General features: G+C 66.6%; 23 protein-coding genes and 1 pseudogene. 13 read left to right on the forward strand and 11 right to left on the reverse strand.

What is annotated here, in order from left to right:
- Window positions 1-71: 71 nt before the first annotated feature.
- Window positions 72-917, reverse strand: coding sequence for an SDR family oxidoreductase (locus tag ACFVV0_RS11895; RefSeq protein WP_387062921.1), 846 nt, complete (start codon window positions 915-917; stop codon window positions 72-74).
- 85 nt (window positions 918-1,002) lie between these two features.
- Between ACFVV0_RS11895 and ACFVV0_RS11900 the strand changes: the two genes are divergently transcribed.
- The 4 genes from ACFVV0_RS11900 (at window position 1,003) to ACFVV0_RS11915 (ending at window position 6,645) form a co-directional block, all read left to right on the forward strand.
- A complete protein-coding gene (locus ACFVV0_RS11900; protein WP_387062924.1) occupies window positions 1,003-1,899 on the forward strand; it encodes a sigma-70 family RNA polymerase sigma factor in 897 nt (298 codons plus the stop codon).
- A 54-nt stretch (window positions 1,900-1,953) separates the two neighbouring features.
- Window positions 1,954-3,210, forward strand: a complete 1,257-nt coding sequence (locus tag ACFVV0_RS11905) for a low temperature requirement protein A (protein WP_387062927.1) — start codon at window positions 1,954-1,956, stop codon at window positions 3,208-3,210.
- Window positions 3,211-3,273: 63 nt separating this feature from the next.
- Entirely contained in the window at window positions 3,274-5,829 is a 2,556-nt protein-coding gene (locus tag ACFVV0_RS11910) for an ATP-dependent Clp protease ATP-binding subunit (protein ID WP_387062930.1), read from the forward strand.
- Between the two features lie 162 nt (window positions 5,830-5,991).
- Window positions 5,992-6,645, forward strand: a complete 654-nt coding sequence (locus ACFVV0_RS11915) for a DNA alkylation repair protein (RefSeq protein WP_387063560.1) — start codon at window positions 5,992-5,994, stop codon at window positions 6,643-6,645.
- Between the two features lie 7 nt (window positions 6,646-6,652).
- On the opposite strand, the gene ACFVV0_RS11920 is transcribed toward ACFVV0_RS11915, so the two are convergent.
- The 3 genes and pseudogenes from ACFVV0_RS11920 to ACFVV0_RS11930 form a co-directional block, all read right to left on the reverse strand.
- Entirely contained in the window at window positions 6,653-6,955 is a 303-nt protein-coding gene (locus ACFVV0_RS11920) for a dihydrofolate reductase family protein (RefSeq protein WP_387062933.1), read from the reverse strand.
- A 58-nt stretch (window positions 6,956-7,013) separates the two neighbouring features.
- Window positions 7,014-7,286: pseudogene (locus ACFVV0_RS11925) on the reverse strand (dihydrofolate reductase family protein); the annotation flags it as partial.
- A 104-nt stretch (window positions 7,287-7,390) separates the two neighbouring features.
- Entirely contained in the window at window positions 7,391-8,479 is a 1,089-nt protein-coding gene (locus tag ACFVV0_RS11930) for a type I restriction endonuclease (protein WP_387062936.1), read from the reverse strand.
- A gap of 162 nt (window positions 8,480-8,641) precedes the next feature.
- Between ACFVV0_RS11930 and ACFVV0_RS11935 the strand changes: the two genes are divergently transcribed.
- Window positions 8,642-9,121, forward strand: coding sequence for a MarR family winged helix-turn-helix transcriptional regulator (locus ACFVV0_RS11935; RefSeq protein ID WP_387062939.1), 480 nt, complete (start codon window positions 8,642-8,644; stop codon window positions 9,119-9,121).
- Window positions 9,118-9,720 (forward strand): hypothetical protein, encoded by a 603-nt coding sequence (locus tag ACFVV0_RS11940; RefSeq protein ID WP_387062941.1) that lies wholly within the window; start codon window positions 9,118-9,120, stop codon window positions 9,718-9,720. The genes ACFVV0_RS11935 and ACFVV0_RS11940 overlap by 4 nt, the downstream gene beginning before the upstream one ends.
- A 34-nt stretch (window positions 9,721-9,754) precedes the next feature.
- Here ACFVV0_RS11940 and ACFVV0_RS11945 read toward each other — a convergent pair whose 3' ends face one another.
- The 5 genes from ACFVV0_RS11945 to ACFVV0_RS11965 all read right to left on the reverse strand — a co-directional run bounded on the left by ACFVV0_RS11945 (window position 9,755) and on the right by ACFVV0_RS11965 (window position 14,236).
- Complete coding sequence (locus ACFVV0_RS11945; protein WP_387062943.1) at window positions 9,755-10,846, reverse strand: DUF1611 domain-containing protein; 1,092 nt, start codon at window positions 10,844-10,846, stop codon at window positions 9,755-9,757.
- 134 nt (window positions 10,847-10,980) lie between these two features.
- Window positions 10,981-11,586, reverse strand: a complete 606-nt coding sequence (locus tag ACFVV0_RS11950; RefSeq protein WP_387062946.1) for an HD domain-containing protein — start codon at window positions 11,584-11,586, stop codon at window positions 10,981-10,983.
- A 4-nt stretch (window positions 11,587-11,590) separates the two neighbouring features.
- Window positions 11,591-12,637 (reverse strand): zinc-dependent alcohol dehydrogenase family protein, encoded by a 1,047-nt coding sequence (locus tag ACFVV0_RS11955; protein WP_387062949.1) that lies wholly within the window; start codon window positions 12,635-12,637, stop codon window positions 11,591-11,593.
- An 86-nt stretch (window positions 12,638-12,723) separates the two neighbouring features.
- The gene (locus tag ACFVV0_RS11960; RefSeq protein ID WP_387062952.1) at window positions 12,724-13,770 is read right to left on the reverse strand and encodes a serine hydrolase domain-containing protein; all 1,047 of its coding nucleotides are present in this window, start codon (window positions 13,768-13,770) and stop codon (window positions 12,724-12,726) included.
- A 52-nt stretch (window positions 13,771-13,822) separates the two neighbouring features.
- Window positions 13,823-14,236 (reverse strand): (deoxy)nucleoside triphosphate pyrophosphohydrolase, encoded by a 414-nt coding sequence (locus ACFVV0_RS11965; protein WP_387062955.1) that lies wholly within the window; start codon window positions 14,234-14,236, stop codon window positions 13,823-13,825.
- Window positions 14,237-14,342: 106 nt separating this feature from the next.
- Between ACFVV0_RS11965 and ACFVV0_RS11970 the strand changes: the two genes are divergently transcribed.
- From ACFVV0_RS11970 to ACFVV0_RS12000, 7 genes are all read left to right on the forward strand, one after another.
- Complete coding sequence (locus tag ACFVV0_RS11970; protein ID WP_387062958.1) at window positions 14,343-18,815, forward strand: FtsK/SpoIIIE domain-containing protein; 4,473 nt, start codon at window positions 14,343-14,345, stop codon at window positions 18,813-18,815.
- A gap of 95 nt (window positions 18,816-18,910) precedes the next feature.
- Complete coding sequence (locus tag ACFVV0_RS11975) at window positions 18,911-19,207, forward strand: WXG100 family type VII secretion target (RefSeq protein WP_387062961.1); 297 nt, start codon at window positions 18,911-18,913, stop codon at window positions 19,205-19,207.
- 41 nt (window positions 19,208-19,248) lie between these two features.
- Window positions 19,249-19,524, forward strand: coding sequence for a hypothetical protein (locus tag ACFVV0_RS11980; RefSeq protein ID WP_387062964.1), 276 nt, complete (start codon window positions 19,249-19,251; stop codon window positions 19,522-19,524).
- A complete protein-coding gene (locus ACFVV0_RS11985; RefSeq protein ID WP_387062967.1) occupies window positions 19,524-21,362 on the forward strand; it encodes an alpha/beta hydrolase in 1,839 nt (612 codons plus the stop codon). Before ACFVV0_RS11980 ends, ACFVV0_RS11985 begins: the two co-directional genes overlap by 1 nt.
- Entirely contained in the window at window positions 21,347-21,904 is a 558-nt protein-coding gene (locus tag ACFVV0_RS11990) for a hypothetical protein (protein WP_387062970.1), read from the forward strand. Before ACFVV0_RS11985 ends, ACFVV0_RS11990 begins: the two co-directional genes overlap by 16 nt.
- A 132-nt stretch (window positions 21,905-22,036) precedes the next feature.
- A complete protein-coding gene (locus ACFVV0_RS11995) occupies window positions 22,037-22,573 on the forward strand; it encodes a hypothetical protein (protein WP_387062973.1) in 537 nt (178 codons plus the stop codon).
- A gap of 4 nt (window positions 22,574-22,577) precedes the next feature.
- Window positions 22,578-23,123: a cysteine hydrolase family protein gene (locus ACFVV0_RS12000; RefSeq protein WP_387062976.1), complete on the forward strand. Its 546-nt coding sequence runs from the start codon at window positions 22,578-22,580 to the stop codon at window positions 23,121-23,123.
- Here ACFVV0_RS12000 and ACFVV0_RS12005 read toward each other — a convergent pair.
- Window positions 23,120-23,833, reverse strand: coding sequence for a GTP pyrophosphokinase family protein (locus ACFVV0_RS12005; RefSeq protein ID WP_387062979.1), 714 nt, complete (start codon window positions 23,831-23,833; stop codon window positions 23,120-23,122). The genes ACFVV0_RS12000 and ACFVV0_RS12005 overlap by 4 nt on opposite strands.
- A 77-nt stretch (window positions 23,834-23,910) precedes the next feature.
- Window positions 23,911-25,101 (reverse strand): Na+/H+ antiporter NhaA, encoded by a 1,191-nt coding sequence (nhaA, locus tag ACFVV0_RS12010; RefSeq protein WP_387062982.1) that lies wholly within the window; start codon window positions 25,099-25,101, stop codon window positions 23,911-23,913.
- Window positions 25,102-25,338 lie beyond the last annotated feature (237 nt).

The following is a 25,338-nucleotide window of genomic DNA, read 5'->3' on the forward strand; positions in this document are numbered from 1 at the left end:
GTGGACAACTCCGAAATCACCCCACCTGTGGAGGAACGTCAGCCCAACGCCACCACGTAGTCGGCTGACAGTCAACGGGTAGTCGAACCGGCACTACCACCGCCACCCGCGCCCGCCTCCGAACCAGCCCCAGCCCCAGCAGCATCCTCCGCAAGCAACTCCTCCCACGTCCGCCGTCCCACCGCATGTGAGGGCGTCAGGTTCCCGCCCGCCCGCAGCGCACGACTCGCGCCGCCGGGAACCTTCACCGAAAGGATCGGACGCCTCCGGTCGGTCGCCTTCAGGTAGTCCCGCATGAGGTCGGCCATCGCGTAGGTGCGGGGTCCGCCCATCTCTGCCACGAGTCCGGCAGGCGACCCGAGTGCGAGCTCGACGAGCCTGTCGGCGACCTCGCCGGCGGCGATCGGCTGGAAGCTGCCGACCGGCGTCGGCACCACGGGCATCCTGGTCATTGCCTTCGCCACCGCCAGCATCGACTCCTGGAACTGGGTCGCTCGGAGGATCGTGAACGGGAGCCCCGACTCACGGATGATCCGCTCCGAGGCGAGCTTGGCCGCGTAGTAGCCGAACGCGGCTCGGTCGATCCCGCTGACGATCGGGATGCGGTCCGCCCCGACGACAGAGATGTACACGAGGTGCGGACGACCTCCCGCGAGGGCCGCTCGAACGAGGTGACTCGTCTTCTCGTCGTCGCCCTTGGCGCTGCCGGCGAGGTGCACGATGGTGTCGACGCCGCTCACCGCGGCCTCGAGGCCCATTCCCGTAGAGATGTCGCCGATCACGTAGTCGACGCCGGCCCGCGACGGGTGCGGGGTACGGCTGAGCACACGCACATCGCGCCCTGCCGCGCACAGACGCGGGACGACGAGTCGGCCGAGGGTGCCGGTGCCGCCGGTGACCAGAACGGGTGCAGTCATGATTCTCTCCTCCAGAAGGATCGGTTGTCCGACTCGATCAGCCGGGTTCACTGTTCTGACACTCCCCGGCGGCAGAATGTGACAGATGAGCGATATCGACGTCCTCGCAGCGCGGTTCGAGGAGCACAGAACCCGTCTGCGTGCGGTCGGCTACCGGATGCTCGGCTCGTTCAGCGACGCCGACGACGCCGTGCAGGAGGCCTGGCTCCGAGTGAGTCGCTCGGATGCGGGCGCGGTCGAGAATCTCGGCGGCTGGCTCACGACGGTCGTCTCCCGGGTGTGTCTCAACATGCTGCGGTCGCGGGCGAGCAGGCGCGAGTCAGCGCTCCCCGAGCATCCCGTGCCGGTGCACACGCCCGATCCTGTGGTGAGCCGAGTGACCGGCGGGGACCCGGAGCACGAGGCTCTGGTCGCCGACGCGGTGGGGCTCGCCCTGCTCGTCGTGCTCGATACGCTGACGCCGGCCGAGCGACTCTCCTTCGTGCTGCATGACACGTTCGGGGTCGCGTTCGACGAGATCGCGGAGATTCTGGACGGCACAGCGGCCAACGCGCGGCAGCTCGCCAGTCGCGCACGCAAGCGGGTGAGCTCCGCACCGACCCCCGACCCCGATCTGGCGCGTCAGCGGCAGGTCGTCGATGCCTTCTTCGCCGCAGCGCGCGAGGGCGACTTCGAGGCGCTCATCGGTGTACTGGCCCCGGATGTCGTGCTGCGGTCCGACGGCGGATCCGGCCGTCCGGTCGCGACCGAGATCATCCGCGGTGCGACGGCGCTCGCGAGGCAGGCGGTCACGTGGGGCCAGCTGTCTCCGTTCGCGCATCCGGCGCTCGTCAACGGGGCGGCGGGGGTGGTGGTCGCGCCGAAGAAGCAGCCTGTCTCGATCATGGCGTTCGTCGTGCAGAACGGGCGGATCGCGGCCGTCGACGTGCTTGCCGACCCTGAGCGTCTGCGTACGCTCGAGCTCGGGGACTGGGCGGTCTGATCCGCGGTGCGACACAATTGGGGCAGCCGATCGTTCGACTCCCCAAGGAGAACCGTGTCCGAGCTCATGAGCACCGAACGCAGTCACCGCCTGCACCGGATGACGGGGCGGGACCCGCTGGAATCGCATCGTGCTGCGACCCCGCTGGAATTGCTGTTCGACCTCGCTTTCGTGGTCGCCTTCAGCCAGGCGGGCGAGCAGTTCGCCCACCTCGTCGCCGAGGATCAGTGGCTGCCCGGGCTCGGGGCCTTCGCCTTCGCCATGTTCGCGATCTGCTGGGCGTGGATCAACTTCTCGTGGTTCGCCTCGGCCTACGACACCGACGACTGGTTCTACCGGGTGGCGACCATGGTGCAGATGGTCGGAGTCGTGGTTCTCGCACTGGGGCTGCCTGCGTTGTTCACCTCGGTCGCACACGGCGAGTCGTTCGACAACGGGGTGATGGTCGCCGGTTACGTCGTGATGCGCGTGGCGATGGTCGCCCAGTGGCTGCGTGCGGCTGCGCAGGACCCGGCGCGCAGACGCGTGGCGATCAGCTATGCGAGCTTCGTGACGCTGGCCCAGGTCGGCTGGGTGCTTCTGGCGTTCGCCGACCTTCCCTTCGAGACGGTGCTCATTCTCGTGCCGGTGCTGTTCATCGTCGAGCTCGGAGGTCCCGCACTCGCGGAGACCAAACTCGGGGGAACCCCCTGGAATGCGAGCCATATCGCTGAGCGCTACGGGCTGCTGACGATCATCGCGCTCGGCGAAGTGCTCTTCGGAACGGTGACCTCGGTCGCCGCCCTCGTCGCCGAACAGGGATGGAGCACGGATGCGGTACTGGTCGTCGTCGCCGGCGTGGGTCTGACCTTCGGGTTGTGGTGGACGTACTTCATCATGCCGTCCGCCGAGGTTCTGAACCGGTACCGGCGTCGAGCCGTGATCTGGGGATACAGCCACATCCTTCTCTATGGGGCGATCGCGGCGACGGGGGCAGGTCTCCATGTCGTCGCCTTCGTGGTGGAGGGTCAAGCGTCGATCGATACGACGGGGGCAGTGCTCAGTGTCGCGATCCCGGTGCTGCTGTTCTCGATCGTGCTGTTCTCTCTGTACACCTACCTGATCCATGAGGGCGATCCACTCCACCTCGGGCTGTTCGTCGGCACGGTCGGAATGCTCGTGGCGTCGGTGTGGTTGGTGGCCGCAGGCGGGCCGCTCGGGGTGAGTCTGGTGCTGGTCACCCTGTCGCCGACGGTGGTCGTGGTGGGCTACGAGCTGGTCGGGCACCGACATCAGACCGCCGCGCTGAGTCGTCAGCTGGCCCGGGAATAACAACGGTCCCCGTTTGTTGAACTTGAGTGTTCACGACTCAACTTTCAAGAAACAGGAGATTTCGTGCCCGAGAACTTCACTCCCGAGGGTGACGGTAGCAACTCGTTCGACGAGTTCCTCTCCCGCTATCTCGCGGGTGAGCGTGCGCGCGCCGCGCGCTCCATCGACATCAGCCGTTACCTGAGCCGGCGCGCCCAGGAGATCCTGGTCGAAGCCGGACGCTTCGCCATCGAGCACGGTCACCGCGAGCTCGACGCGCTGCACATCCTGCGCGTCATGGCCGGCGAGGACCCTGCCGCCGACGCCATGCGCCGCATCGGCGTCGACCCAGCCAAGGTCGCGCTCGCGGCCGAAGAGCGTCTGCCCCAGCCCGGCACTGTTGTGGATGTGGATTCCGCGTCCATCACGCCCGCCGCGCAGCGTGCGCTCTTCCACGCGTACCAGGTCGCCCGCGCATCCGGATCCACCTACATCGACCCTGAGCACCTCTTCTTCGCGCTCGTCATCGTGCAGGACTCGCCCGCCGGGCAGGTGCTCCACGCGGCCGGCGTCACGGCCGAGGCACTCACGTCGATCGTGCGCGAGCCGGCGACAGTCGACGCGGACGGCGTCTCCCCTGAGGGCACTGCGAGCAGCGCATCCGAGACCCCGATGCTCGACCAGTTCGGCACCGACCTGACCGAGCTCGCCCGCGAGGGCAAGCTCGACCCGGTGATCGGTCGACTCGACGAGATCGAGCAGACCGTCGAGATCCTCTCGCGTCGCACCAAGAACAACCCTGTCCTCGTCGGCGAGGCCGGCGTCGGCAAGACCGCCATCGTCGAGGGACTCGCTCGGGCCGTCGCCGAGGGTGCCGTGCCCGAGCAGCTGCGGGACAAGCGCGTGATCGCGCTCGACCTGCCCGCCATGCTCGCAGGAACCCGCTACCGCGGTGACTTCGAGGAGCGGCTGACCAAGCTGATGGACGAGATCAGTGCGGGCCGTGAGAAGCTCATCGTCTTCATCGACGAGCTGCACACGGTCGTCGGCGCAGGCGGTTCAGGCGAGGGCGGTATGGATGCGGGCAACATCCTGAAGCCCCGCCTCGCTCGCGGAGACCTTCACCTGGTCGGCGCGACCACGCTGAAGGAGTACCGCCGGATCGAGAAGGACCCCGCTCTCGAGCGCCGGTTCCAGCCGGTCACGGTCGGCGAGCCGAGCATCGAGGATGCCGTGCTGATCCTTTCGGGTCTGCGCAGCGCCTACGAGGAGCACCACGGTGTGACCTACACCGATGACGCCATCCGGTCGGCCGTCGAGCTCTCGGCGCGCTACGTCTCCGACCGCTTCCTGCCCGACAAGGCGATCGACCTGATCGACCAGGCCGGCGCGCGACTGCGGTTGTCTCTCGGCAAGCGCGTCGACGCCTCCGACCTGCTCTCGCAGCTCGCATCCCTGGAGGCATCGAAGAACGCGGCCGTGAGTGCCGAGCACTACGAGGAGGCCTCGAAGCTGCGCGACGAGATCGAGTCCGTTCAGGCCTCGCTCGACGCGTTGACCGCCAAGCCCCAGAAGGATGCGGTCGTCGGTGAGACCGAGATCGCCGCGGTGATCTCTCGCGCGACCGGTATTCCGGTGTCCCGCATCGGCGAGGCCGACCGTGCACGTCTCGGCCACCTCGAGTCGGAGCTGCACCAGCGGATCATCGGTCAGGACGACGCGGTCGTCGCGGTCGCCAAGGCTGTGCGACGCAATCGCACCGGTCTGGGCGACGAGGGTCGCCCGGTCGGCAGCTTCCTCTTCCTCGGCCCGACGGGCGTCGGAAAGACCGAGCTCGCGAAGGCCCTTGCGTCCTCGCTGTTCGGCGACGAGAAGGCGATGCTGCGATTCGACATGAGCGAGTTCGGCGAGCGCCACACGGTCGCCCGTCTGGTCGGTGCCCCTCCGGGATACGTCGGCTACGACGAGGCCGGTCAGCTCACGGAGCGCGTGCGCCGCAACCCGTACTCCGTCGTGCTGTTCGACGAGATCGAGAAGGCTCACCCCGACGTCTTCAACCTGCTGCTGCAGGTGCTGGACGACGGACGCCTCACCGATGGTCAGGGTCGCACGGTGGACTTCCGCAACACCGTGGTCATCATGACGTCGAACCTCGGTTCGGAGTTCTTGGCCTCTCGGAGCGGTGCGCTCGGCTTCGTGCCGGTGGGCGCATCCGGAGACGCCAGCGGCTTCGCTTCGGAGAAGGATCTGCGCGACCGCGTGATGGGCAAGCTTCGTGAGGCCATGCGTCCGGAGTTCCTGAACCGCATCGACGAGATCGTGCTGTTCCGCAAGCTCGACGCCGACCAGCTGCACGGGATCGTGCGCCTGCTGCTCGACGCCACGGCTGCGCGGTTGCGCCAGCACGACATCGCGCTGGATGTCACGGATGCGGCGGTCGCATGGATCGCCGACACCGGCTACGAGCCCGAGTACGGCGCTCGGCCGCTGCGCCGGATCATCCAGCGCGAGGTCGACGACCGGATCGCGGACCTGCTCGTGAGCGGAGAGCTCACGGACGGGGGAGCGGTGCGGCTGGACGCTCGCGACGGAGTGTTCGACGTCAGCGCCGAGCCGGTGGGTCTGACGCTCGCGGCGTAAGGCTCGCAGGTACGACAAGAAGGGACGCCCCCGAGGAGACTCGGGGGCGTCCCCTTTTTCGTTCGCGTCTTCGCCGTAAGCTGGGGAACGAGGACCGACGGCGAAGCAAAGGAGATCGTTGTGGCGATCAGTTCGGCACCAGCCGCCACTGTCAGCGACGTGATGGCAGAGCTGTCGGCATTGGAAGACCCGAAGATCCGGGCGGTGAATCAACGCCACGGCGACGACCACGGTGTCAACCTCAGCAAGCTGCGCGCGGTCGCCAAGGACCTCAAGGTGCAGCAAGACCTCGCCGTTCAACTGTGGGGGACCGGTGACACGGCCGCTCGTCTCGTCGCCATCCTGATCAGCCGTCCCAAGGAATACACCGCCTCCGAGTTGGATGCCATGCTGCGGGATGGGCGCGTGCCCAAGGTGCACGACTGGCTCGTCAACTACATCGTCAAGAAGAACGCGCACGTCGAAGAGCTTCGCACCGCCTGGTTCGCCGATCCCGACCCTGTCGTCGCGAGCGCCGGATGGGCTCTGACCAGTGACCGCGTAGCGAAAGCGCCCGAGGGGCTCGACCTGCCCGGGCTCCTCGACCTCATCGAGACGCACATGAAGGATGCGCCCGATCGGCTTCAGTGGGCGATGAACGAGTGCCTCGCCACCATCGGCATCCACCACCCCGAATATCGCGCCCGCGCGATCGGCATCGGCGAGCGCCTCGAAGTGCTCAAGGACTACCCCACCCCGCCGAACTGCACGTCCCCGTACGCGCCGATCTGGATCAACGAGATCGTCCGCCGCCGAACCCTGGTGCCCGCAGACTAACCGGGACCTAGACGACCGACTCTTTCCCGTCGTCGACTGTGAAGGTGCCCGTGGCGAACTCGCGCGGACGCAGCACCAGGTAGGTCGCCCCGTCCGCCGTGGCCCGCCGGTCGACGACGTCGAAGGCGGCCGGCATGCTCCCCTCGGGGAAGAGCCGCTTCCCGACGCCGACGACCACTGGGAAGATCAGCAGGCGGTAGACATCCACAAGACCCGCATCGTGCAGTGTCCGGACGAGCTGCCAGCTGCCGTGCACCTGGATCTCCCCTCCTGGCTTCGCTTTGAGCGCCCCGGACCTGTTCGACGACATCCCCGGAGAGAACCGTGGTGTCGCCCCAATCGGGGTCGGTGAGCTTGTTCGACACCACGTATTTGGGGAAGGTGTTGAGGGCCGCCGCGGCCGCGTTGTCCGGGTCGGTGACGGTCGTCCAGTACGGCTTCATGAGGTCGAAGGTCGTGCGTCCGAGCAGGATCGCATCCGTATCGGCGAACCAGTCGTCCCCGATCGCTGTGCCCATGTCGGCGGCGAAGGGAACCAGCCAGCCCCCACCGCCGAAACCGCCGGAGGTGTCCTCTTCCTGACCACCCGGCCCCTGCATGACGCCGTCCAGGCTGACGAAGACATTGACGCTGAGTTCCATGATTCACACCCCGCCCACATTGCCGGCGACCCCAGTGAGCCGCCCTCCTACTATGACGTCGAACGGCGGCGACGGATCTCGACAGGCACGCAGGCGATCGTGCGTCAGGCGAACAGTCTCACAGTCTCGCGGATCGTCGCAGCATGCTGATAGATCTCATCGAGAGAACCGATCTCGTGCCTTGTCTCGTTCTTCTCCTCATCGAAGAGACCGATGTACTTCTTGGACTTGGCGTTGAAGTGCAGGCGGGCAATGGGCTTCCGGTTGTTGTCATCGAGGAGGATCGCAAAGTACGTCTTCGAATCACGATGGACAACGCGCTGGGGCTTGACTTCGCTGCACGCGATCGCCTTCACGATCTGATAGCCCTCGAGTTCCTCGAGAGTTGTTTCGATCTCAGTGTCTCGCTCGAGATCTTCCTGCGCCGGGGGCTGGCTCGTGACCGCGTCAAGATCGGCCTCGTTGGTCGCGTAGTTTGAGCCGCCGAGAGCGGCCTTGAGGCGTTCATTGACCTGATCGTTGAGGAACTGCTTTGTCGCCTTGGCAACGAGGGGAGCGAATTGCTCGCGGACCTTCTGGGTAATCGATCCGTCGTGGACGCGGCTGATGAAGAAGCGGTCCCATTCATCGCTCGGCTCTCGAAACTCCGACGCAAGCGCGCGCTTGATTTGACCGATGTACTTGAGCTCTCCTGCCGCGTTGATGATCGATTCGAGATCGAAGGCATCCTTTGTCAGTTTCCGAAGCTCGGGGATGAGGGTTTCATCGATATCGAGGAGGTCCAGAACCAGGAATGGCTTGGCGTCCATCCGGTTCGGCGCGTCCAGGTCCGTGTAGAAGTGGTAGATCTCGCCGTTCGTGAGCACGGCGACGCGTGCGTTGGTCACGGCGAAGTATCGGTACAACTGCGAGGCGTTTTCAATCTTGAGCGACTCGGTCGACTTCTTGGCCTCGATGAGCATCTGGACTTCGCCATCGCGCACGATGGCGTAGTCGATCTTCTCGCCCTTCTTGATTCCAACATCCGCGGTGAACTCTGGCACCACTTCGAGTGGGTTGAAGACGTCGTATCCGAGAACGTTCGAGATGAAAGGCATGACGAAAGCGTTCTTCGTCCCTTCCTCCGTCTGTATCGCGTCGCGCTGGTTCTTCACCTTGAGCGCCATCGCTGCGAGAACTTCCGCGAATTCCATGTTTCTCCGATCCTGTGGATGCGTTCAGAAGGTTATCGACATGTCACCCGGCGCGACGGCACGACGGCACGAAGGTGCCTCGAACTGGGGTCACGTGAAATGACTCAGGCAAAGCGCGTTCAAAGTCGTGAATGTAGGTAATGATGTAGTACATTCACTAGTATGACCCAGCAAGCGCGTGTCTTCGATCAGCTCCTCCAGATAGCAGCAATCCTGCAGAAGGACATGGCGCAGTCGTTCGAGGGGACGGGGCTGACTGGCGCTCGCACCCACCTGTTGTGGGAGCTCGCCGCGCTGGGGCCGTCGCCGCAGAACGCCTTGGCCGCGGCGCTCGATGTCAGTGCGAGGAACGTCACCGGCCTGGTCGATGCCCTCGAAGCCGGCGGGTACGTCTCCCGAGCACCGCATCCGACCGACCGTCGCATCTCTGTCGTGTCGCTCACCGGGCTCGGTGAGGCGACGATGGCGAGGATGCAACGGGAGCACCAGATGCTCTCCGAAGGTCTCGTGGACGGATTGAAAGAGGTCGAGCGTATCGAAGGAGACCTGGACGAGCTCATCCGGCGGCTTCAGATCGTTCTGACGCCGGAGACGTTCGAGAACGGTGGGACGGCTGCGTCCAGGCCCGAGGCCGCGTCGTGACAGTTCGGGAAACCCTCGCAAGGACCGTGGAATCGGAGGCCGGGGTCTGGAAGAGCCTGTACCGCTTCGTGTTCCGGAGGCCGCGCGTTCCCTCGGGCGCGGTGGGCTTCAGTTATCACAAGCCGATCGCGACGGTGCTCGGCATCTTCATCGTGCTTTCGGCCGTGGAGATCCCGATCATCGATCTGATCGTGAACCGCTGGCCGGTCGTTCGCGTCGCATTACTGGTGCTCGGGCTCTGGGGTCTGACCTTCATGGTCGGCCTGATGCTCGGTTTCGTGACGCGGCCCCACAGTGTCGGGCCCGACGGCATCCGGGCCAGACACGGCGCAGGGATCGACATTCCGCTCGCCTGGGACGACGTCGAATCGGTCGCGCGCGAACGACACACGGTCGAATCGTCGAAGAGCCCGCGGCTGGAAGTCGCGGAAGTAGGCACCATCCTTCACCTGCGGGTTCAACTCGAGACGAATATTGCGATCCGATTGGAACGGCCGACATCCATCCGTCTTCGGGGACGCGATGAGTCCGTCAGCGAGGTGCGGATCTTCGTCGACGACGTCACGGGATTCATGAACGAAGTCAGACACCACATCTGACAGCAGCCTCAATCGTGCAAGCGAGCGCGAGCAGCTACCGTCCGACCAGCGCCGCTCGGTGCGCCAGATCGGGATACGCCTGCAGCACCATGTCGACCAGCCGGTCGAGCGGTCGGGTCAGCGGGTCCGTCGCCGGAATCCCGAGTTCGAGTTCGTGCTCGTCGATGGACTCGGCGATTTCGTCGTCGGTCATGTTCTCGTGGTTGATGGTGACGCCGATGACTCGCGTGTCGGCGAAGGCTTCGATCAGGGCGATCTCGCTCGCCGCGGTCGGCATCGGCAGCGCGGGGAAGTCGTCGAGCATCCCGCGCTTCGGGGCGTGCTGCACGATGACACCGTCCGGACGGCTGCCGCGCAGGATGTACGCCGACGTCAGGTAGGCCGGGTGGCTGAGCGCGCCCTGGCCTTCGACAACGATGATGTCGGGGTCCTCGTTCTCGAACGCGGCGACGACCTGCGCCTCCACCTCGCCCGAGCAGAACTGCGGAACCGTCGCATCCAGAGCCACCGCGTACTTGGCGCCCTGGATGAGCGCGGTCTGGCCGGTGCCGACCATGACGGCGCGGATGCCGCGCGCGTTGAGTGCCTGCACGAGCAGGGTGGTCGTGGTCCGCTTCCCGATGGCCCCGTCGGTGCCGAGCACCGCGATCCGCGGACAGGTGACGTCGAAGATCCTGCCCGTGAAGAGCTTCAGATCTTTCTTGTCCTTGGGGCGGCGGACGTCGGTGATGGTGACGCCGGCGAGGAGCGCGGCCGAGGCGAATTCGGGGTCGTCGTCGAGGAACTCGTGCAGGCCGTTGACCAGGTTCATCCCGCGGGCGATGCCGTCGAGGAGGTCGGTGCGCTGGCTTGTCGTCAGGAGACCGCCGGCGGGCGCCATGCCGAAGATGAGGGTGGTCGGAAGGCCGCCGGCGTGCGCGATCGCCTCAGTGAGGGTGGCGAGCACGGGGATGCCGTTCGCGATGCCGTCGAGCACGTCGCCCGCATCCTGACCCGCGCGGGTGCTGTCGATAACGCTCAGGATCTCGTACTTCTCGGAGTGCCGGACGAGGCCGTTGGCGGTCTTCCCGTCCTGGGCGCCGAACTTGCCCTCGCAATAGATGACGGCGGTGGCTGAGACGGGCATGATGCTCCTCTGAATGAATCAGAGGAGGCGACGGTCTGGGCATCTTCCCTGAGGTCGGCGCGATGCCGACGGAGGAAAGCTATCAGCGGTTCCTGGGTGTTGCCGTCGCCGTTGCCACCGCCGTCGTCCGTCGGTCAGCGGCCGCGCTGCTCCAGGGGATTCTCGGCCAGCTTGCGGTGCATCCCGCCGCCGATCAGCCGAGCAGCGGCACTGGCCGGCTTGCGCTCGGCCTGGTCGGCGACACTCGCCCCGAACTCTGCGGCGAGGTCGAGCCGTGGGTAGGCGGCGAGCACCTCCTTCTGGAAGTCGAGCGGGAGCACGTCTGCGCGGGCTCCCGAGATGTCGAGCGCGGTGGCGATCTCGAGGAGGTAGCCCTCGACGTCCATCGCGGGATCGACGGAGGGCCAGTTGTGGCGCTGGATCACTTCGCGCACCCGGATGCGCCGCTCGGCCGGCCAGCCGGCGCCCGCCGTGAGGGCATCGGCCGCGTGACCGCTCGCGTCCTCGAACGCCAGGGTGTGGTTGTCGAAGGCCTCGACGAGCCCGATGTCGTGGAGAAGGGCTGCCACGTAGAGGAGCTCGGCGTCGTATCCGCGAGACTCGACCGCCGCGAAGCCCGCCGCCCAGAGCCAGGAACGCACGCAGTGGTTGAGCATTGATTCGCTCTGCGAGACCGTGGCGAACTCGAGGGCGGCGTGGGCCGCAAGGGTGTCGGGCGGTGTGAAGTCGGCGAGGCGCATTTGCCTATTCTCCTGCCCGGGCGGCCGGAAGCACGACGGTGATCCCGCTCCCGGCGACCTGATCGAGCCGGGGGAGCAGCTCGGCCCCGGCCTCCAGGCTGACGGTCGCTCCGAGCAGGTCTTGGGGCCGGAGCCTGCCGCGCGCGACGAGGTCGAGCATGCCGGGGTAGTCGGCTGCGGCCATCCCGTGGCTGCCGAGCACGTCGAGTTCCCAGGCGAGGATGCGGTCGAGCGGGAGGACAGGCATCTGACCGGCCGCGAGCAACCCGATCTGCACATGCCGTCCGCGGCGACGGAGAGAGCTCACGGCATCGGTGCTGGTGTTCGCCGAACCGACCGCGTCGACACTGACGTGCGCGCCGCCGCCTGTCAGGTCGGCGATCTCGGCCGGGGTGGATGCAGACGCGGGCAGGGCGTGCTCGGCGCCGACCGAACGCGCCAGTTCCAGAGCTGCCGGGTTGCGGTCGACGGCGATGACCCTGGCGCCGAGAGCCGAGGCGATCATCACGGCGCTCAGCCCCACGCCGCCGGCGCCGTACACCGCCACCCATTCGCCCGGTTGCACGCGAGCGCGGGCGTTGACCGCCCGGTAGGCGGTGGCGAATCGGCAGCCGAGGCTGGCGGCCGCTTCGTCGGAGAGCTCGTCGGGTACCGCGACGACATTCAGGTCGGCGGCCCGGATGGCGACCAGCTCGGCGTGGGATCCCCAGTGCGTGAAGCCGGGCTGGGTCTGTTTCGGGCAGACCTGCGACTGCCCGCTGGTGCACCACTCGCAGACGCCGCATCCGTTCACGAACGGTGCCGTGACCCGGTCGCCGACGCGCCATCGCCGAACGCCCGCTCCCACAGCCGCGATCGTCCCCGCGAACTCGTGCCCGGGGACGTGCGGCAGGTGCACGCTGTCGTCGTGACCGGCCCACGCATGCCAGTCGCTTCTGCACAGCCCGGATGCGCCGACGCTGACGACCACCCCGCCCTCGGGAAGCTCCGGCTCGGTCACGTCTCGCACGTCGACGGGGCCGCCGAACGCCTCGTACATCATCGCTCTCATCACACGCAATTCTCGTCGATGTAGCACCACCGCCGGCTCTCGCCGGGTTTGCACCGATTCTACGAACCCGGGCGCGATCCCGCTCCTCACCCGTCGCAGGCGTCGAGCACGGTGTCCGCGAGGTCGGCGAGGTGCGCCATGTCGTCGCGCACCCGCGTGATCTTGTTCGTCAGATATGCGAAGACGATGCGACGATCGGGATCGGCCCAGGCCATGCAGCAGTTGCTGCCGTTGTGGCCGAACGCTCGCGGGTTGCTGCGATTGCCCATCGGAGTGATCGAGCCAGGCACGTGTCGCGGACCGCCCAGCTGGAAGCCCTCCGACCACCGGATCGGTGTGCCCGCGAACCGATCGATGCGTCCCTCACTGCTCGGCACGAGCGCAGCCTCGAGGGTGCCGGGCGACAGGATGCGCTCCCCGCTCGCCGTGACTCCGCCGTTCAGCAGCATCTCGTAGAAGACGGCGACATCCCGAGCGGTCGTCGAGAGGCCGGCGGACGGGATGATCGCCTCCCGTGTCGCCCGCCGGTTCACCACCGCTCGCACCGGCCGAGCCGCGTTGAGGGGAACGTGTCGTCCCCACTGATCGGCCGGAAGGCCGAGATACGTGTCTCGGACGCCGAGAGGTTCGAGGAGCATCGACGACATCAGGTCGCGCAAAGGGACACCGGTCGCACGCCGGGCGATCTCGCCGAGAATGAACCCGAAGATCACGAACTGGTATGCGGGCCCGGTTCCCGGAGGCCACACGGGCCGCGCACGCTCGATGCGGCGTAAAGTTCGTGCCCAGCCGGTCATCGCGAGCGCGTCGCCGACGGCGCTCCCCGCGGTCGCGAATCCGGACTGGTGACGCAGCACCTGCCGGATCGTGATCGTCTCCTTGCCGTGCGCCGCGAATCCGGGCCAGTAGGTCGCGACCGGTTCGTCGAGGTCGACCGTCCCGCGCTCGGCGAGGGCCAGGATGAGCACGACCGTGTACGGCTTGGCCGCCGAGAACGTCCAGAACAGGTCGGATGGCTCGCAGTCGAACGTGCGGTCCACCACTGTCACGCCGTCGCGCCTCACCACCAGCTGCGCTTTCGCCCCTCGGGCCCGCACCAGGTCGAGTGCCTTCCGGAGCGTGGCGGAGTTCATGCTGACATCTTCGTCCCTCGAGGTGTCCGAACGGGTGTCGATCGCATCGTCGTCAGGAGCGGTTTCCGACGAGCCTGCGCACGGCCGGCAGATCGGGCGGCGACCAGTCGAGTGCGGACAGCTCCGGGATGCGCGCCCAGAGCATCCGGTCGTGGTCGGTGCTCGAGGTCGGCCGTGGTCCGGTGAGGGTCGCGAAATAGCAGCTCAACGCGATGTCCCGGCCGCCCACTCCTGTGACCGAGCGGTCCAGCAGCTCGCCCACCTCGACGACCACGCCCAGCTCTTCGCTGATCTCGCGGACCAGCGAAGCCGATGCCGACTCGCCCTCCTCGACCTTTCCACCGGGGAACTCCCACAGCCCGGCCGAGTCTTTGAGGGGCGAGCGTCGGCAGGCGAGCACCCGGCCATCGTCGACGATCACCGCGGCGACCACCTCGAGCAGGGGTTCGTCCGGGTTCGTGTCCACTCACACATCCTGACACTGCTGACCGTCCGAAACGTATGTCGGAATATCCCCCAGGAGCGGGGATTCCCGCCTCTAGACTCGCTCCCGTGGTGGGGGAGCGACAGTCGTGAAAGTCAAGCTGACGCTCGTGGCGGGGGCGAATCCGGATGCGGGGCGCGACGTCGTCGTGACCGCCGACGTCACCGCGACCATCGCCGATATCGCCGAGCGACTTCGCGTCCCGAGCGTGCGGGGAGAGAGCGATCCGGTGACCCTGCGAGTGGAGTTCCCCGGACTCCGACAGGGGCGGGTGCTGAATCCGGGGGCGCAGGTCAGTGAGTCCAGCCTGCGCTCCGGCTGCCGTGTCGAGGTCGTCCCGGTCGGTGAGCGCCGACCGGGCGACGAACGCGACGACGCTCCGGCCGCACTGGTTCGTATCGTCAGGGGTCCGGAGGCGGGTCGTGAGTTCGCGGTGGCGCACGGCGTCAATCTGGTCGGGCGTGATCCGTCAGCCGCCGTCTTCCTGTCGCAGGACCCCGAGGTGTCGCGGAGGCATGCGACGGTGACTGTCGGCGAAGTGGTGACCGTCGCGGATGTCAACTCCGCGAACGGCCTGCAGGTCGACGGGATGCTCGTACAGCGCGCGATCGTCACGGGCGCATCGCACATCACGGTGGGCGGGTCGCAGTTGCAGATCGTGCCGTTACCGTCGAGCGCCCGGCGGCCGCTGGGTCACATCGAAGCCGACTTCTCGCGGTCGCCGCGGGTCGAGCCGTCGTATCGCGGCGGGACCTTCATACTCCCCGAGATACCCGTTCCGGCACCGCCGTCCCGGCTTCCGCTGCTCCTCCTCATCAGCCCCGTGTTGCTCGGTGTCGTCATGTTCCTGCTCACCCGCCAGGTCACCACGCTGCTGTTCGTCGCTCTCTCCCCGCTGATCATGTTCGGGACGTGGATCGATTCTCGCGCCCAGGGCAAGCGCAAGGGGAGGCTCGCCAGGAAGGGATTCGACGACGGAATGGCGGATGTCCGCACCCGGCTGGAGGAGGAGCGCGCGACCGAGATCGACGCGCGCAACGCCGAGTCGCCGAGTTCGGCGACGGTCGCGGACGCCATGCGCACGCGTTCCCCTCTCCTCTGGACCAGGAAGCCCGAGCACACGACCTTCCTCGAGGTCCGTTTCGGTGCCGGTCAGCTGGCCTCCCGCACGAGCATCCAGTTGCCGTCCACGAACAGCGGCGAGCTCGACGACTGGAATCGCGTGCGCGATCTGGCTGAGGATTTCAGCCGGATCGGCCCGGTGCCGGTCGTCGAGAACCTCGAACGCGCCGGAGCGATCGGCGTGGCCGGCACGGGCCTCATGGCTCAGGATGCGGCCCGCGCCCTGGTGCTCCAGCTCGCCGGACTCCATTCACCCGCCGACCTCGTGATCACCGGATTCGCCGCCGGCGATACGACGGAGCTCTGGTCCTGGCTCAAATGGCTGCCGCACGTGGATTCGCCGTACAGCCCGCTTCGAACGAACGGACTGGTCGCCGACTATGCGGGTGGCAGCATCCTGTTGTCCGAAGTGGAGGGGCTGATCGCGGCTCGTCGCGGGGCCGGTCACGGGCGCGGTGAGCGCGTGCGGTCCCGGCTCGACGAGTCCCGTCCACTCGACGACGGCCACGGAGACGCCGTCGACCGGCTCCCCGCCACACCCGCCGTCCTCGTGATCGTGACCGCCGAATCCCCGGCCGATCGTTCCCGACTCGTCGCACTCGGCGAGGACGGTGCCGACTACGGGGTCTTCATTCTGTGGATCGCACCGACGGTCGAAGCATTGCCCGTGATCTGCCGCACCTACCTCGAGGTCGATGGGAGCACGGGACGCGGCCGTGTCGGATTCGTGCGCTCGGGCATCGACATCGCACTGGAGACCACCGAACTGGTCGACTCGGTGACCGCGGACACCGCCGCCCGCGCGCTCTCGCCCGTCGAGGACATCGGGGCACGGGTGCTGGATGAGACCGACCTCCCGCACAGCGTTTCGTTCGTCGACCTCTACGAAGGCGACATCGCCGACGACCCGGCGGCGATCATCCAACGCTGGGTCAAGAACGACAGTCTTACGCTCGGCTGGGTGCCGGGCACGCCGAGGGACCCGGGCGGGATCCGCGCGGTCGTCGGCCAGGGTCCGACCGAAGCGTTCGCGCTCGACCTCCGGACGCACGGTCCACACGCCCTCGTCGGCGGAACCACCGGGTCGGGCAAGAGCGAGTTCCTCCAGAGCTGGATCATGGGCATCGCGGCCGAGTACTCGCCCGACCGGGTGACCTTTCTGCTCGTCGACTACAAGGGTGGCGCCGCCTTCGCGGACTGCGTCGATCTGCCGCACACCGTCGGGCTCGTCACCGACCTCACTCCACATCTCGTGCGTCGCGCCCTCACCTCCCTGCAGGCCGAACTCAAACACCGGGAGAATGTGCTGAACGTCAAGGGAGCGAAAGATCTGCAGACCCTGGAGAAGCGAAGCGATCCTGACGCCCCGCCCGCCCTCGTCCTGGTGATCGACGAGTTCGCGGCCCTCGCCGCCGAGGTCCCGGAGTTCGTCGACGGTGTCATCGATGTCGCCCAGCGCGGCCGCTCGCTCGGTCTGCACGTGGTGATGGCCACACAGCGCCCGTCCGGAGTGATCAAAGACAGCCTGCGTGCGAACACCAACCTGCGGGTCGCACTGCGTGTGGCCGACGAGGCCGACAGCGTCGACGTGCTCGCCGTTCCGGACGCAGCGGGCTTCGACCCCGGAACGCCGGGCCGCGGAGCTGCGAAGATCGGACCCGGCAGGATCCTCGACTTCCAGACCGCGTACCTCGGCGGCCGCAGCGAGCAGGCGAACAGCGAACCGGATGTGCTGATCCAAGACCTCCCGTTCGGTCCGGGCCAACCCTGGGTGACGCCCGCACGGACCCCGCGCGCGCCGCAGGCAGCTCGCGACATCGAACGTCTGGCCGGGACGATCGCGCGTGCCGCCGACGAGCGGAACGTCGAGATCCCGCGCCGCCCGTGGCTCGACCAGCTGCCCGACCTGATCGAACTCGACGGGCTCCCGGATGCGCAGGGCGGCCGGCTGCCGATCGGCCGTATCGACAAACCGGAATCCCAACGCCAGGGGACCTTCCTCCTCGATCTGGACGCTGTCGGAAACGTTGCCGCGCTGGGCACCGGCGGCGCCGGCAAGAGCGCCCTGTTGCGCACGATCGCGCTCGCCGCCTCGCGAGTGGCAGGCGACCATCCGGTGACCGTCTACGCGATCGACTTCGCCGGGGGTGCACTGAACGTGCTCGAGTCACTGCCGACTGTGACATCCGTCGTCGCGGGAACTGATGCGGAACGCGTCACCCGCATGCTCAAGCAACTCACGGAACTGGCGGCGGAACGCGCCGCGGCCTTCGCGCACGCGCGTGCTGCCTCGCTCTCGGAGTTCAGTGCTGCGACCGGTCAGCCCTGTTCCCGGATTCTCGTGCTGGTCGACGGGTTCGGTGCGTTCCGCGGCGAGTACGAGTTCCGCGATGCCGGGAAGACTTTCGATCGTCTTCTCGCGCTCGCGTCGACAGGGCGCCAGCTGGGCATCCACGTCGTGATGGCCGCCGATCGCGCGGCCGCCTTTCCCACGGCCCTCGCGGCGAACATCGGTTCGCGGATCGTGTTGCGGCTCGCCGGTGAATCCGAGTACGCGGCCGCGGGGGTCGCACCCGACATCCTCGAAGACGCACCCGCCGGCCGGGCGATCGTGAACGCCCATGAGGTGCAGATCGCGGTACCCGGTGGCCACGCCGACCTCGCTGCGCAATCCGCTCGGATCGACGCCCTCGCCGATCGCCTGCGCTCGGAGGGCGTGCCCGAAGCCAGACCGATCGAACGCTTGGCCGCCCTCATCCCTGCCACCGATCTGCCCGTCAGCGTCGCCGGCCGTCCCACGCTGGGCATCGCCGACGAGACCTTGGAGCCGGTGGGTCTGCCGCTCGACGGGCTGTTCGTCGTGACGGGACCGTTCGGTTCGGGACGCACCACCGCCATGACCACGGCTGTCCGCGCGACTCGTGCCGCGCATCCGGAACTCGCCGCGTACCTGATCGTGGCCCGGCGAAGCGCGCTGACCGACGCGACAGACTGGACCGAGGCTTCGGCGGACGCCGACGCGGCCGAGTCCCTCGCGACGCGCCTTGCAACCATGCTGGAGCAGGCGCCGAGAGCGCACGTCGGGTCGCTCTTCATCGCAATCGAGAACATCGGCGACTTCGAGGGAATGCCCGCCGAATCGCAGGTCGCCCGGCTCGTCAAGGCCGCCCGGCGGGCCGGCGTCCCTGTCCTCGCGGAGGCGGACACCGTCACGGCTCCGTCCGCCTGGCAGCTCTACGCCGAGCTCAAGACGGCCCGCGCGGGCATCGTGCTCCAGCCCGAGGAGTCGGATGGGATCGGCCTGTTCCGCACACCGTTCCCGCGGGTGACACGGAGCGACTTCCCGGTAGGTCGCGGCATCCTCGTCGACTCGGGCAGGCTGGCGCGGGTGCAGGTCGCCATGCCCGATTTCGCCCCCGCGATGGAAATGCCTTCATAACATCGCGAATGCTTTTCTTTTCCCGCCGACTTCTCTAGGCTTGAAACGCACACACATTGTGCATTTTACATTTCTGTCGAAGTCTGGGGGAACTCATGTCCAACATCAACGTGTCGTTTCAGGAACTCAATAGCAACGCCGACCGCCTCGTGGCGGGCCGTGACGAGATGAACGCCACCCTGTCCAAGCTGCAATCGCAGATCTCCTCGCTCGTCGCCGCCGGCTTCACGACCGACAGGTCGTCGGGAGCCTTCTCCGACGCCTACAACCGGTTCACCGCCGGCGCCCAGAACGCGATCGGCGGTCTCGACGATCTCGCGGCGTTCCTCCGCACTACGGCACAGACCCTCGGCGAGGTGGATGCGCAGCTCGCGGCCCGTCTGTCGCGCTGAGACGAGGCAGGCCGTCATGAGCAAAAGCTTGGGAGCTGTGTATGTCTGAGCTTCGAATCAACGCGTCACCGTTGCACGAGGTGTCGGTCCGCATCACCGCGGGGGTCTCGGTGGTGCGGTTGGATGCGTCGTTGAGCGCGTTTCGCGCCGACGTACTCGGCACGACGGTCGTTGCGTCGCCGCTTCGAGACGGGAGCGTGCAGCAGGCGGCTCGCGCCGAACTGGTGGCGAAGTCCTTGCGTGAGGTGGCCCGGTACCCCCTGAGCGCGGTCACCTCCTTTTCCGAAGCGGATGCGGCTTTGGCCAGGGCGTTCTGATGACGGTCGACACCGAACCGGGTGCCGGCGAACCGGCCGGAATCAGGTCCCTGGCGAGCATGAGGTCTGCGAAGGCGGCGGAACTTCAGAGGGTGTCCATCGTGGTCACCTCGGCTGCGGAGTCGATCTCGGCATCGTCGTGGACGGGCACGTCACGGCAAGCCTTCGGCTCCGCAGTGGAAGCGGCCATGCCCGACCTGGCTCTCCTGGCTGTCGGCCTGGAGTCTCAAGCGGCCACTCTGCACGCCTACGCGGGTCACGTCCAGCGCATCAAGGATGAGCAGGCCGCGCTCGAGCACCAGCGCCGATCTGCGCTTGCCGCCCTGACCGACCTCCAGAAGCAGTACCGAAACGCGGAACCGCACCTGCTGACGCCGACGACCATCCCCGACCCCGAGCGGGATGGGCAGTACCGTCACGAGCGGGCCCGCATCACCGAGAAGATCAACGCCGAGAGGTCGAGGCTCGCAGGCGTCGATGAGCAGTGGGACGAATTGATCGTTCGCCGCCGCCGGATCGACCTGGCAACGGCGGAGTCCCTCGGCGGCAAGGCCGTCCTCGGACCTCTCTGGGAGTTCACGAGTCCGAAGATCTACTCCGCCGACCACGCCGCCTTGTTCTCGATGATGGCCGGTCTTTCGGCCACAGATCTCCGCATCCTTCTCACGCAGCACAGAGCCTTCGCCGGCAAGATCGCGGAGGCGGACCCTGGCGCGGTGGCTTCCTGGTGGAAGAGCATGGACGGCCCCGTCGCGGGACAACCGACCGACAAACAGAACGTGCTGATCACCCTGATCCCGTCCGTTCTCGGGAACATGAACGGTGTCGCCTTCTGGGCACGAGACCGCGCGAATCACCTGGCTCTCGACCGCGCTCTCGAAGCCGCCAGGGAACACCCCATGGAGTACGCCCCCGCCCTGGATGCGTTGAACGCGCTCAAGAAGACGCTCGGCGACGGAATGCACGCGTCTCCACCTCGACAGTTCGTCGCGTTCTCCGTCGAGCCGGAGCCCAGAGCAGCCATTTCCGTCGGAGACCTGGACAAGGCAACTCGCGTCACCTACATCGTCCCGGGAATGGGGACCAACGTGGCGGGCGATATGGACCGCTTTGTCCTCGGCGCGCGGGATATGCGGGAGGCGCAAGAGAAGGCGACGGACACACAAGGGGAGATTGCGGTCCTTGCATGGTTGGACTACACGCCTCCAGGTGGCATGGACGTAGCGGGAGTAGGGCACGAGCCTTTAGCGAAGGCCGGAGGCGAGAGACTCTCGAGCGCGTTGCGGGGATTGGAGTCAGTGCATTCGGCCTATGCCGTAGCCGATGAGGTCTCTGTAGTCGGGCACTCGTACGGCACCGCTGTAGCAACGCTCGCGTTGATGAGTGCCAGTGCGGACCACTTGGTCATGCTGGGATCAGCAGGAGTGCCGAACCAGATCGACGACGCTGACAGCTTGAAGGTACCTCGTGGCGAAGTGTTCGCGTCGCAAGGACATCGCGACGGATGGGCTCCGACGGGCCAAGTCATCAGTCAACGCCAGGATCCGACAGCGCCGTCCTTCGGTGCACACACCTTCAGCTCTGAAGCGAGTTTCGATGACTCAGGATCCAAGCTGAATGAGGTGAGTCAACATGGCCTATTCGCGCCGTCCGCGAGCGACGGAGAGTATGGCTATTTGGATCCGAACACGACAGCGATGCGCTCGACTGTTCTAGCGACCATGGGCCATGGATCGGAGATCCCAGTCGGAGGTACGCCTGATGAGAGGTCCTCATTGCAAGCACAGGATCGGGCAAAGGACCTTATGCGCACCGTCTTCGGATGGGCACCTCAATGATGAAGTACGCCTGGGCACTGGGGGCGGCTGCGGCTCTGTCGACCTTGCTTGCAGCCTGTGGAACTTCGGACATATCCAGATCTGTATTCGAGCCGACGGCGGAGGACACGACAGTTGTGACGAACGCACTTGAAGCGAAGAACGAGGTTCTTTCGTTGTATCGGGCTATGCAAGAGCTATTAGGGGGCGATTGGATCGATCGCATGCGTGATTGGGGACCGTGCAGTCTGTCCGACGGAAGGGAGGGAGTGAGCTATGCCTTCTATTCGAGGCGTATCGGTCAGTCGCTCCCGGCAGACCCGGGGACTGTTGCGGAAGAAGCGCAAGCGATCTGGGCGCGCTTCGGATACTCAGTGGAAATCGAGCACGACGATGTGGTGGCGCCGCCGCGGCTCATCCTGTCGGATCCTCCGTTGCTCGCCGGAACCAAGCGCAACGGTCTCCTCGTTCAATTCTCGGTTGGTCAGAACTACGCAGACTTCAGCGCAAGAAGCCGATGCGTTCTCGGAGACGCGGAGAAGCTGAACCGACTCGAGGAATAGCGGACGTCGGTTGAACATCGCGGACATGATTCCGCACGAGTCTTCATGCATGAGGGGGCACCAATCATGAATCCTGCCGGCGCTCTGTGTATTGGGGTCGTGCTTGCGATCCTGCTTGCAGGCTGCGGAAAAATGAGTAAACCCGAATTGGTGCTCAAGCCGAGGCCGAAGGAGACAACGATGATGACAAATGCCCTTGAGGCCAAGGCCGAGGTCGCGTCGTTGTACCGGGGCATGCAAGAGCTGCTCGGGGGTGACTGGATCGACGACACCCACAATTGGGGACCGTGCTACATGTTGGACGGAAGCGAGGGGGTGAGCTACTCGATGTTTTCGATTCGGCGCAGCCAACCGCTCCCGGCCCCACCGAAGAGGATTGCTGAACAGGCGCAAGCGATCTGGGCACGCTTCGGCCACCGGGTGGAGATCGAGTACAACGATGTGATGCGACCGCCTCGGCACGTGCTCTCGGAGCCGCGGTTGTTGGCAGGAAGCAAGCCGGACGGTCTTCTAATTCAGTTCACGGTTGGTGAGGACTACGCAGACTTCACCGCGAATAGCAGATGCGTTCTCGGCGACCAGGAGAAGCTCAATCTGCTCGAGGTGGACGCCAACCCCGGTATCGAGGCGACGCCGGTACCCGGAGCTGCACGGCGTCGGGCAGAATGACCGTGTGACCGACGCGCAGACTCCGACCGCTCTCCTTATCATCGACCTGCAACGGGACGTGATCGACGGCTGCTTCGACGGTGCGGGGGTTGTCGCGAGGACGGCGGCGCTCGTCGACCGGGCTCGCGCATCCGGGGTGCCGGTCGTGTGGGTGCAGCAGGAGGAAGACGAGATGCCACGGGGGAGTGACGGCTGGCAGCTCGCCGCCGGACTCAGCCGGGCCGACGGTGAGTCGCTCGTCCACAAGAACTACCGCGACTCGTTCGCGGACACCGACCTCGACGAGGTGCTCGAGGCGCTCGACGTGACGCGGCTGGTCGTGGCCGGCGCGCAGTCGGACTACTGCATCCGCACCACCACACAGAGCGCGGCGGTTCGCGGATTCGATGTGACGCTCGTGAGCGACGCGCACACCACGACAGACACGGACTGGGACGGTGTCGAGATCACCGGCGAACAGATCGTCGAACACACCAACCGGTACTTCTCCGGACTGCGCTACCCGAACCAGATCTTTGCGATCGCCCGGCACGACGAGGTCGAGCTCTAGCGCTTGTACGTGCGCACCTGCTCGTGCAGCTGCTCCATCTTGCGGTCGAGCCGGTTAGCCGCATCCGCAGCCTGGGCGAGTTCAGCCTGAAGGGTCTCAGGCACGGCACCGGCGTACTTGTAGTAGATCTTGTGCTCCAGGCTCGCCCAGAAATCCATGGCGATGGTGCGGATCTGGATCTCCACCGGAACACGGATCGCCTCGCGGGCCCGGAATACCGGGATCTCGACGATCAAGTGCAGGCTCTGGTAGCCGTTCGCCTTCGGGGATGCGATGTAGTCGCGCTCCGCCAGCAGGGTCACATCCTCCTGGCCGACGATGGTGTCGCGGATCTTGTAGATGTCGGCGATGAAGCTGCAGGTGACGCGCACGCCCGCGATGTCGAGGATGTGCTCGCGGATGTGATCCAACTCCATCCGCGTATCGACGTGCCCAAACTTGCGGTCGAGTTTCTCGAGAAGGCTCTCCGGCTTCTTCAACCGAGAATTGATGTGCTCGATCGGGTTGTACTCGTGGTCGTTGTTGAAGTCGTCGCGCAGGATCTCCAACTTGGTCACGACCTCGGCGATCGCGAACTTGTAGTTGAGCATGAAGTCGGTGAACAGCTCTCGACGGCGACGACTGTGCTCGTCCTCGTCGGCGAAACGCTCGAGAACGGTTCCGGGTTCGGGTGACGGGTGCGGGCTGCCGATGACGTGAACCGAGGTCATGGCGTCAGCGTGGCAGACGCCCCTGTGAAGATCGGCAGAGCCCGCTTAGGGTCGTGACAGCCTGACGGCGAGGAGTCTCACGGCGTTGGTGGCGGAGCGCTCGAGTGCGGCGCGGGGTGAGGGTGCGGGTGCGGGTGCAGCCGACGGTAGCGGCGGGCGAGCGCCGACACCGCGAATCCTGCGCCGATGATCGAGACAACCGACCCGAGGAGAACTGCGAGCGTCCCCTCGGCCCGCACACTGTCGCTTCCGGCGAACGCCAGTTCGTTCATGAGGAGGGACACGGTGAAGCCGATGCCGCCGAGGGCGCCGATCGTGAGCACGCCGACGAGCGGGATCCGTCCACGCTCGGATTTCGGCAGGGTGAGGGAGCCGAGCCAGCCGCCGAGGGTGATGCCGACGAGCTTCCCGATGGGCAGGGCGACGAGAATGCCCCAGAAGGCAAGCGACAGTTGCGATGGCGACACAGCGGGAATCACGACGAGCGCGGCCGAGAATGCGAACAGAGGCAGGATCAGTCCGTTCGACCACGGTTCGAGGGCGTGAGCCGCGCGGCCGGCCGGCTGGCGGGCCATCACCAGTCCGAGGGCGACGCCCGCGATGGTGGCGTGCACGCCAGAGTTCCAGACCAGCCACCAGGTGAGGCAGGCGACCAGCACCATGAGCACCCCGATGGGCCAGCGCATCCGGCCCCGCAGCAGCCGGCTGAGGATGCCGAAGATCGCGACGGTGACGATGGCCAGCGCCAGAGAGAGAAAGTCGGGGTCGGTCGTGAAGAACACGGCGATGATGACGATGGCGATGAGGTCGTCGAGCACGGCGAGGGCGAGCAGGAACACCCGCAGGCGGTTGGGCAGCCCGCGCCCGAAGACGGCGAGCACGCCCAGCGCGAACGCGATGTCGGTCGCGGTCGGGATGGGCCAGCCCTGGGCCACGTCGCTTCCGGCGGTGAACGCGAGGTAGATCAGCACCGGCACGATCACCCCGCCGACGGCCGCGATGGCAGGGTGGATGGCCTTCTTGACGCTGTTGAGCTCGCCGACGACGAGCTCGTGCTTGAGTTCGACGGCCACGATGAAGAAGAAGACCGCCAGGAGGCCGTCGCTGATCCAGTGGCCGACGCTCAGTTTCGCGCTGCCGAGCGAGAGATACGTGTGCTGCAGATCGAGCAGACTCGGACCCAGGGCGGTGTTCGCCAGGAGGAGCCCAAGGGCCGCGGCGCCCAGCAGCAGGCCGGCCGCGGTGCGCTCCGAGCGGATGACGCTCACGCGGGCAGGGGGCCGACGAGGCGGCTGCGGTGCCCGTCCGCATCGCGGTGAAACAGGTGGAGGCTCAGCGGATCTCTGACAGACGTGGTGGGACGGGCGATCCGAGTGGCCATGCCCCTACGCTAGCGCGAGTGCTCTGTCGAGGAGGTCAGACATTTCTCGATTCGAACTGACATACTGCATTGTTTGGACGGTGCGGGCACAGCCCGCTTCAACAAAGGAATGCCGCAGTGCGAC

The sequence above is a fragment of the Leifsonia sp. NPDC058230 genome (assembly GCF_042882245.1).
GTDB lineage: Bacteria > Actinomycetota > Actinomycetes > Actinomycetales > Microbacteriaceae > Leifsonia.

Coding starts and splice junctions, on each gene's coding strand:
- ACFVV0_RS11955 (WP_387062949.1), bottom strand. CDS start 12,637: ATGAGAGCGATGATGTACGAGGCGTTCGGCGGCCCCGTCGACGTGCGA.
- ACFVV0_RS11930 (WP_387062936.1), bottom strand. CDS start 8,479: ATGGAATTCGCGGAAGTTCTCGCAGCGATGGCGCTCAAGGTGAAGAAC.
- ACFVV0_RS11975 (WP_387062961.1), top strand. CDS start 18,911: ATGTCCAACATCAACGTGTCGTTTCAGGAACTCAATAGCAACGCCGAC.
- ACFVV0_RS11990 (WP_387062970.1), top strand. CDS start 21,347: ATGGGCACCTCAATGATGAAGTACGCCTGGGCACTGGGGGCGGCTGCG.
- ACFVV0_RS11920 (WP_387062933.1), bottom strand. CDS start 6,955: ATGTCGTCGAACAGGTCCGGGGCGCTCAAAGCGAAGCCAGGAGGGGAG.
- ACFVV0_RS11980 (WP_387062964.1), top strand. CDS start 19,249: ATGTCTGAGCTTCGAATCAACGCGTCACCGTTGCACGAGGTGTCGGTC.
- ACFVV0_RS11995 (WP_387062973.1), top strand. CDS start 22,037: ATGAGTAAACCCGAATTGGTGCTCAAGCCGAGGCCGAAGGAGACAACG.
- ACFVV0_RS11900 (WP_387062924.1), top strand. CDS start 1,003: ATGAGCGATATCGACGTCCTCGCAGCGCGGTTCGAGGAGCACAGAACC.
- ACFVV0_RS11950 (WP_387062946.1), bottom strand. CDS start 11,586: ATGCGCCTCGCCGACTTCACACCGCCCGACACCCTTGCGGCCCACGCC.
- ACFVV0_RS11945 (WP_387062943.1), bottom strand. CDS start 10,846: ATGCCCGTCTCAGCCACCGCCGTCATCTATTGCGAGGGCAAGTTCGGC.
- ACFVV0_RS11960 (WP_387062952.1), bottom strand. CDS start 13,770: ATGAACTCCGCCACGCTCCGGAAGGCACTCGACCTGGTGCGGGCCCGA.
- ACFVV0_RS12005 (WP_387062979.1), bottom strand. CDS start 23,833: ATGACCTCGGTTCACGTCATCGGCAGCCCGCACCCGTCACCCGAACCC.
- ACFVV0_RS11935 (WP_387062939.1), top strand. CDS start 8,642: ATGACCCAGCAAGCGCGTGTCTTCGATCAGCTCCTCCAGATAGCAGCA.
- ACFVV0_RS11985 (WP_387062967.1), top strand. CDS start 19,524: ATGACGGTCGACACCGAACCGGGTGCCGGCGAACCGGCCGGAATCAGG.
- ACFVV0_RS11895 (WP_387062921.1), bottom strand. CDS start 917: ATGACTGCACCCGTTCTGGTCACCGGCGGCACCGGCACCCTCGGCCGA.
- ACFVV0_RS11915 (WP_387063560.1), top strand. CDS start 5,992: ATGGCAGAGCTGTCGGCATTGGAAGACCCGAAGATCCGGGCGGTGAAT.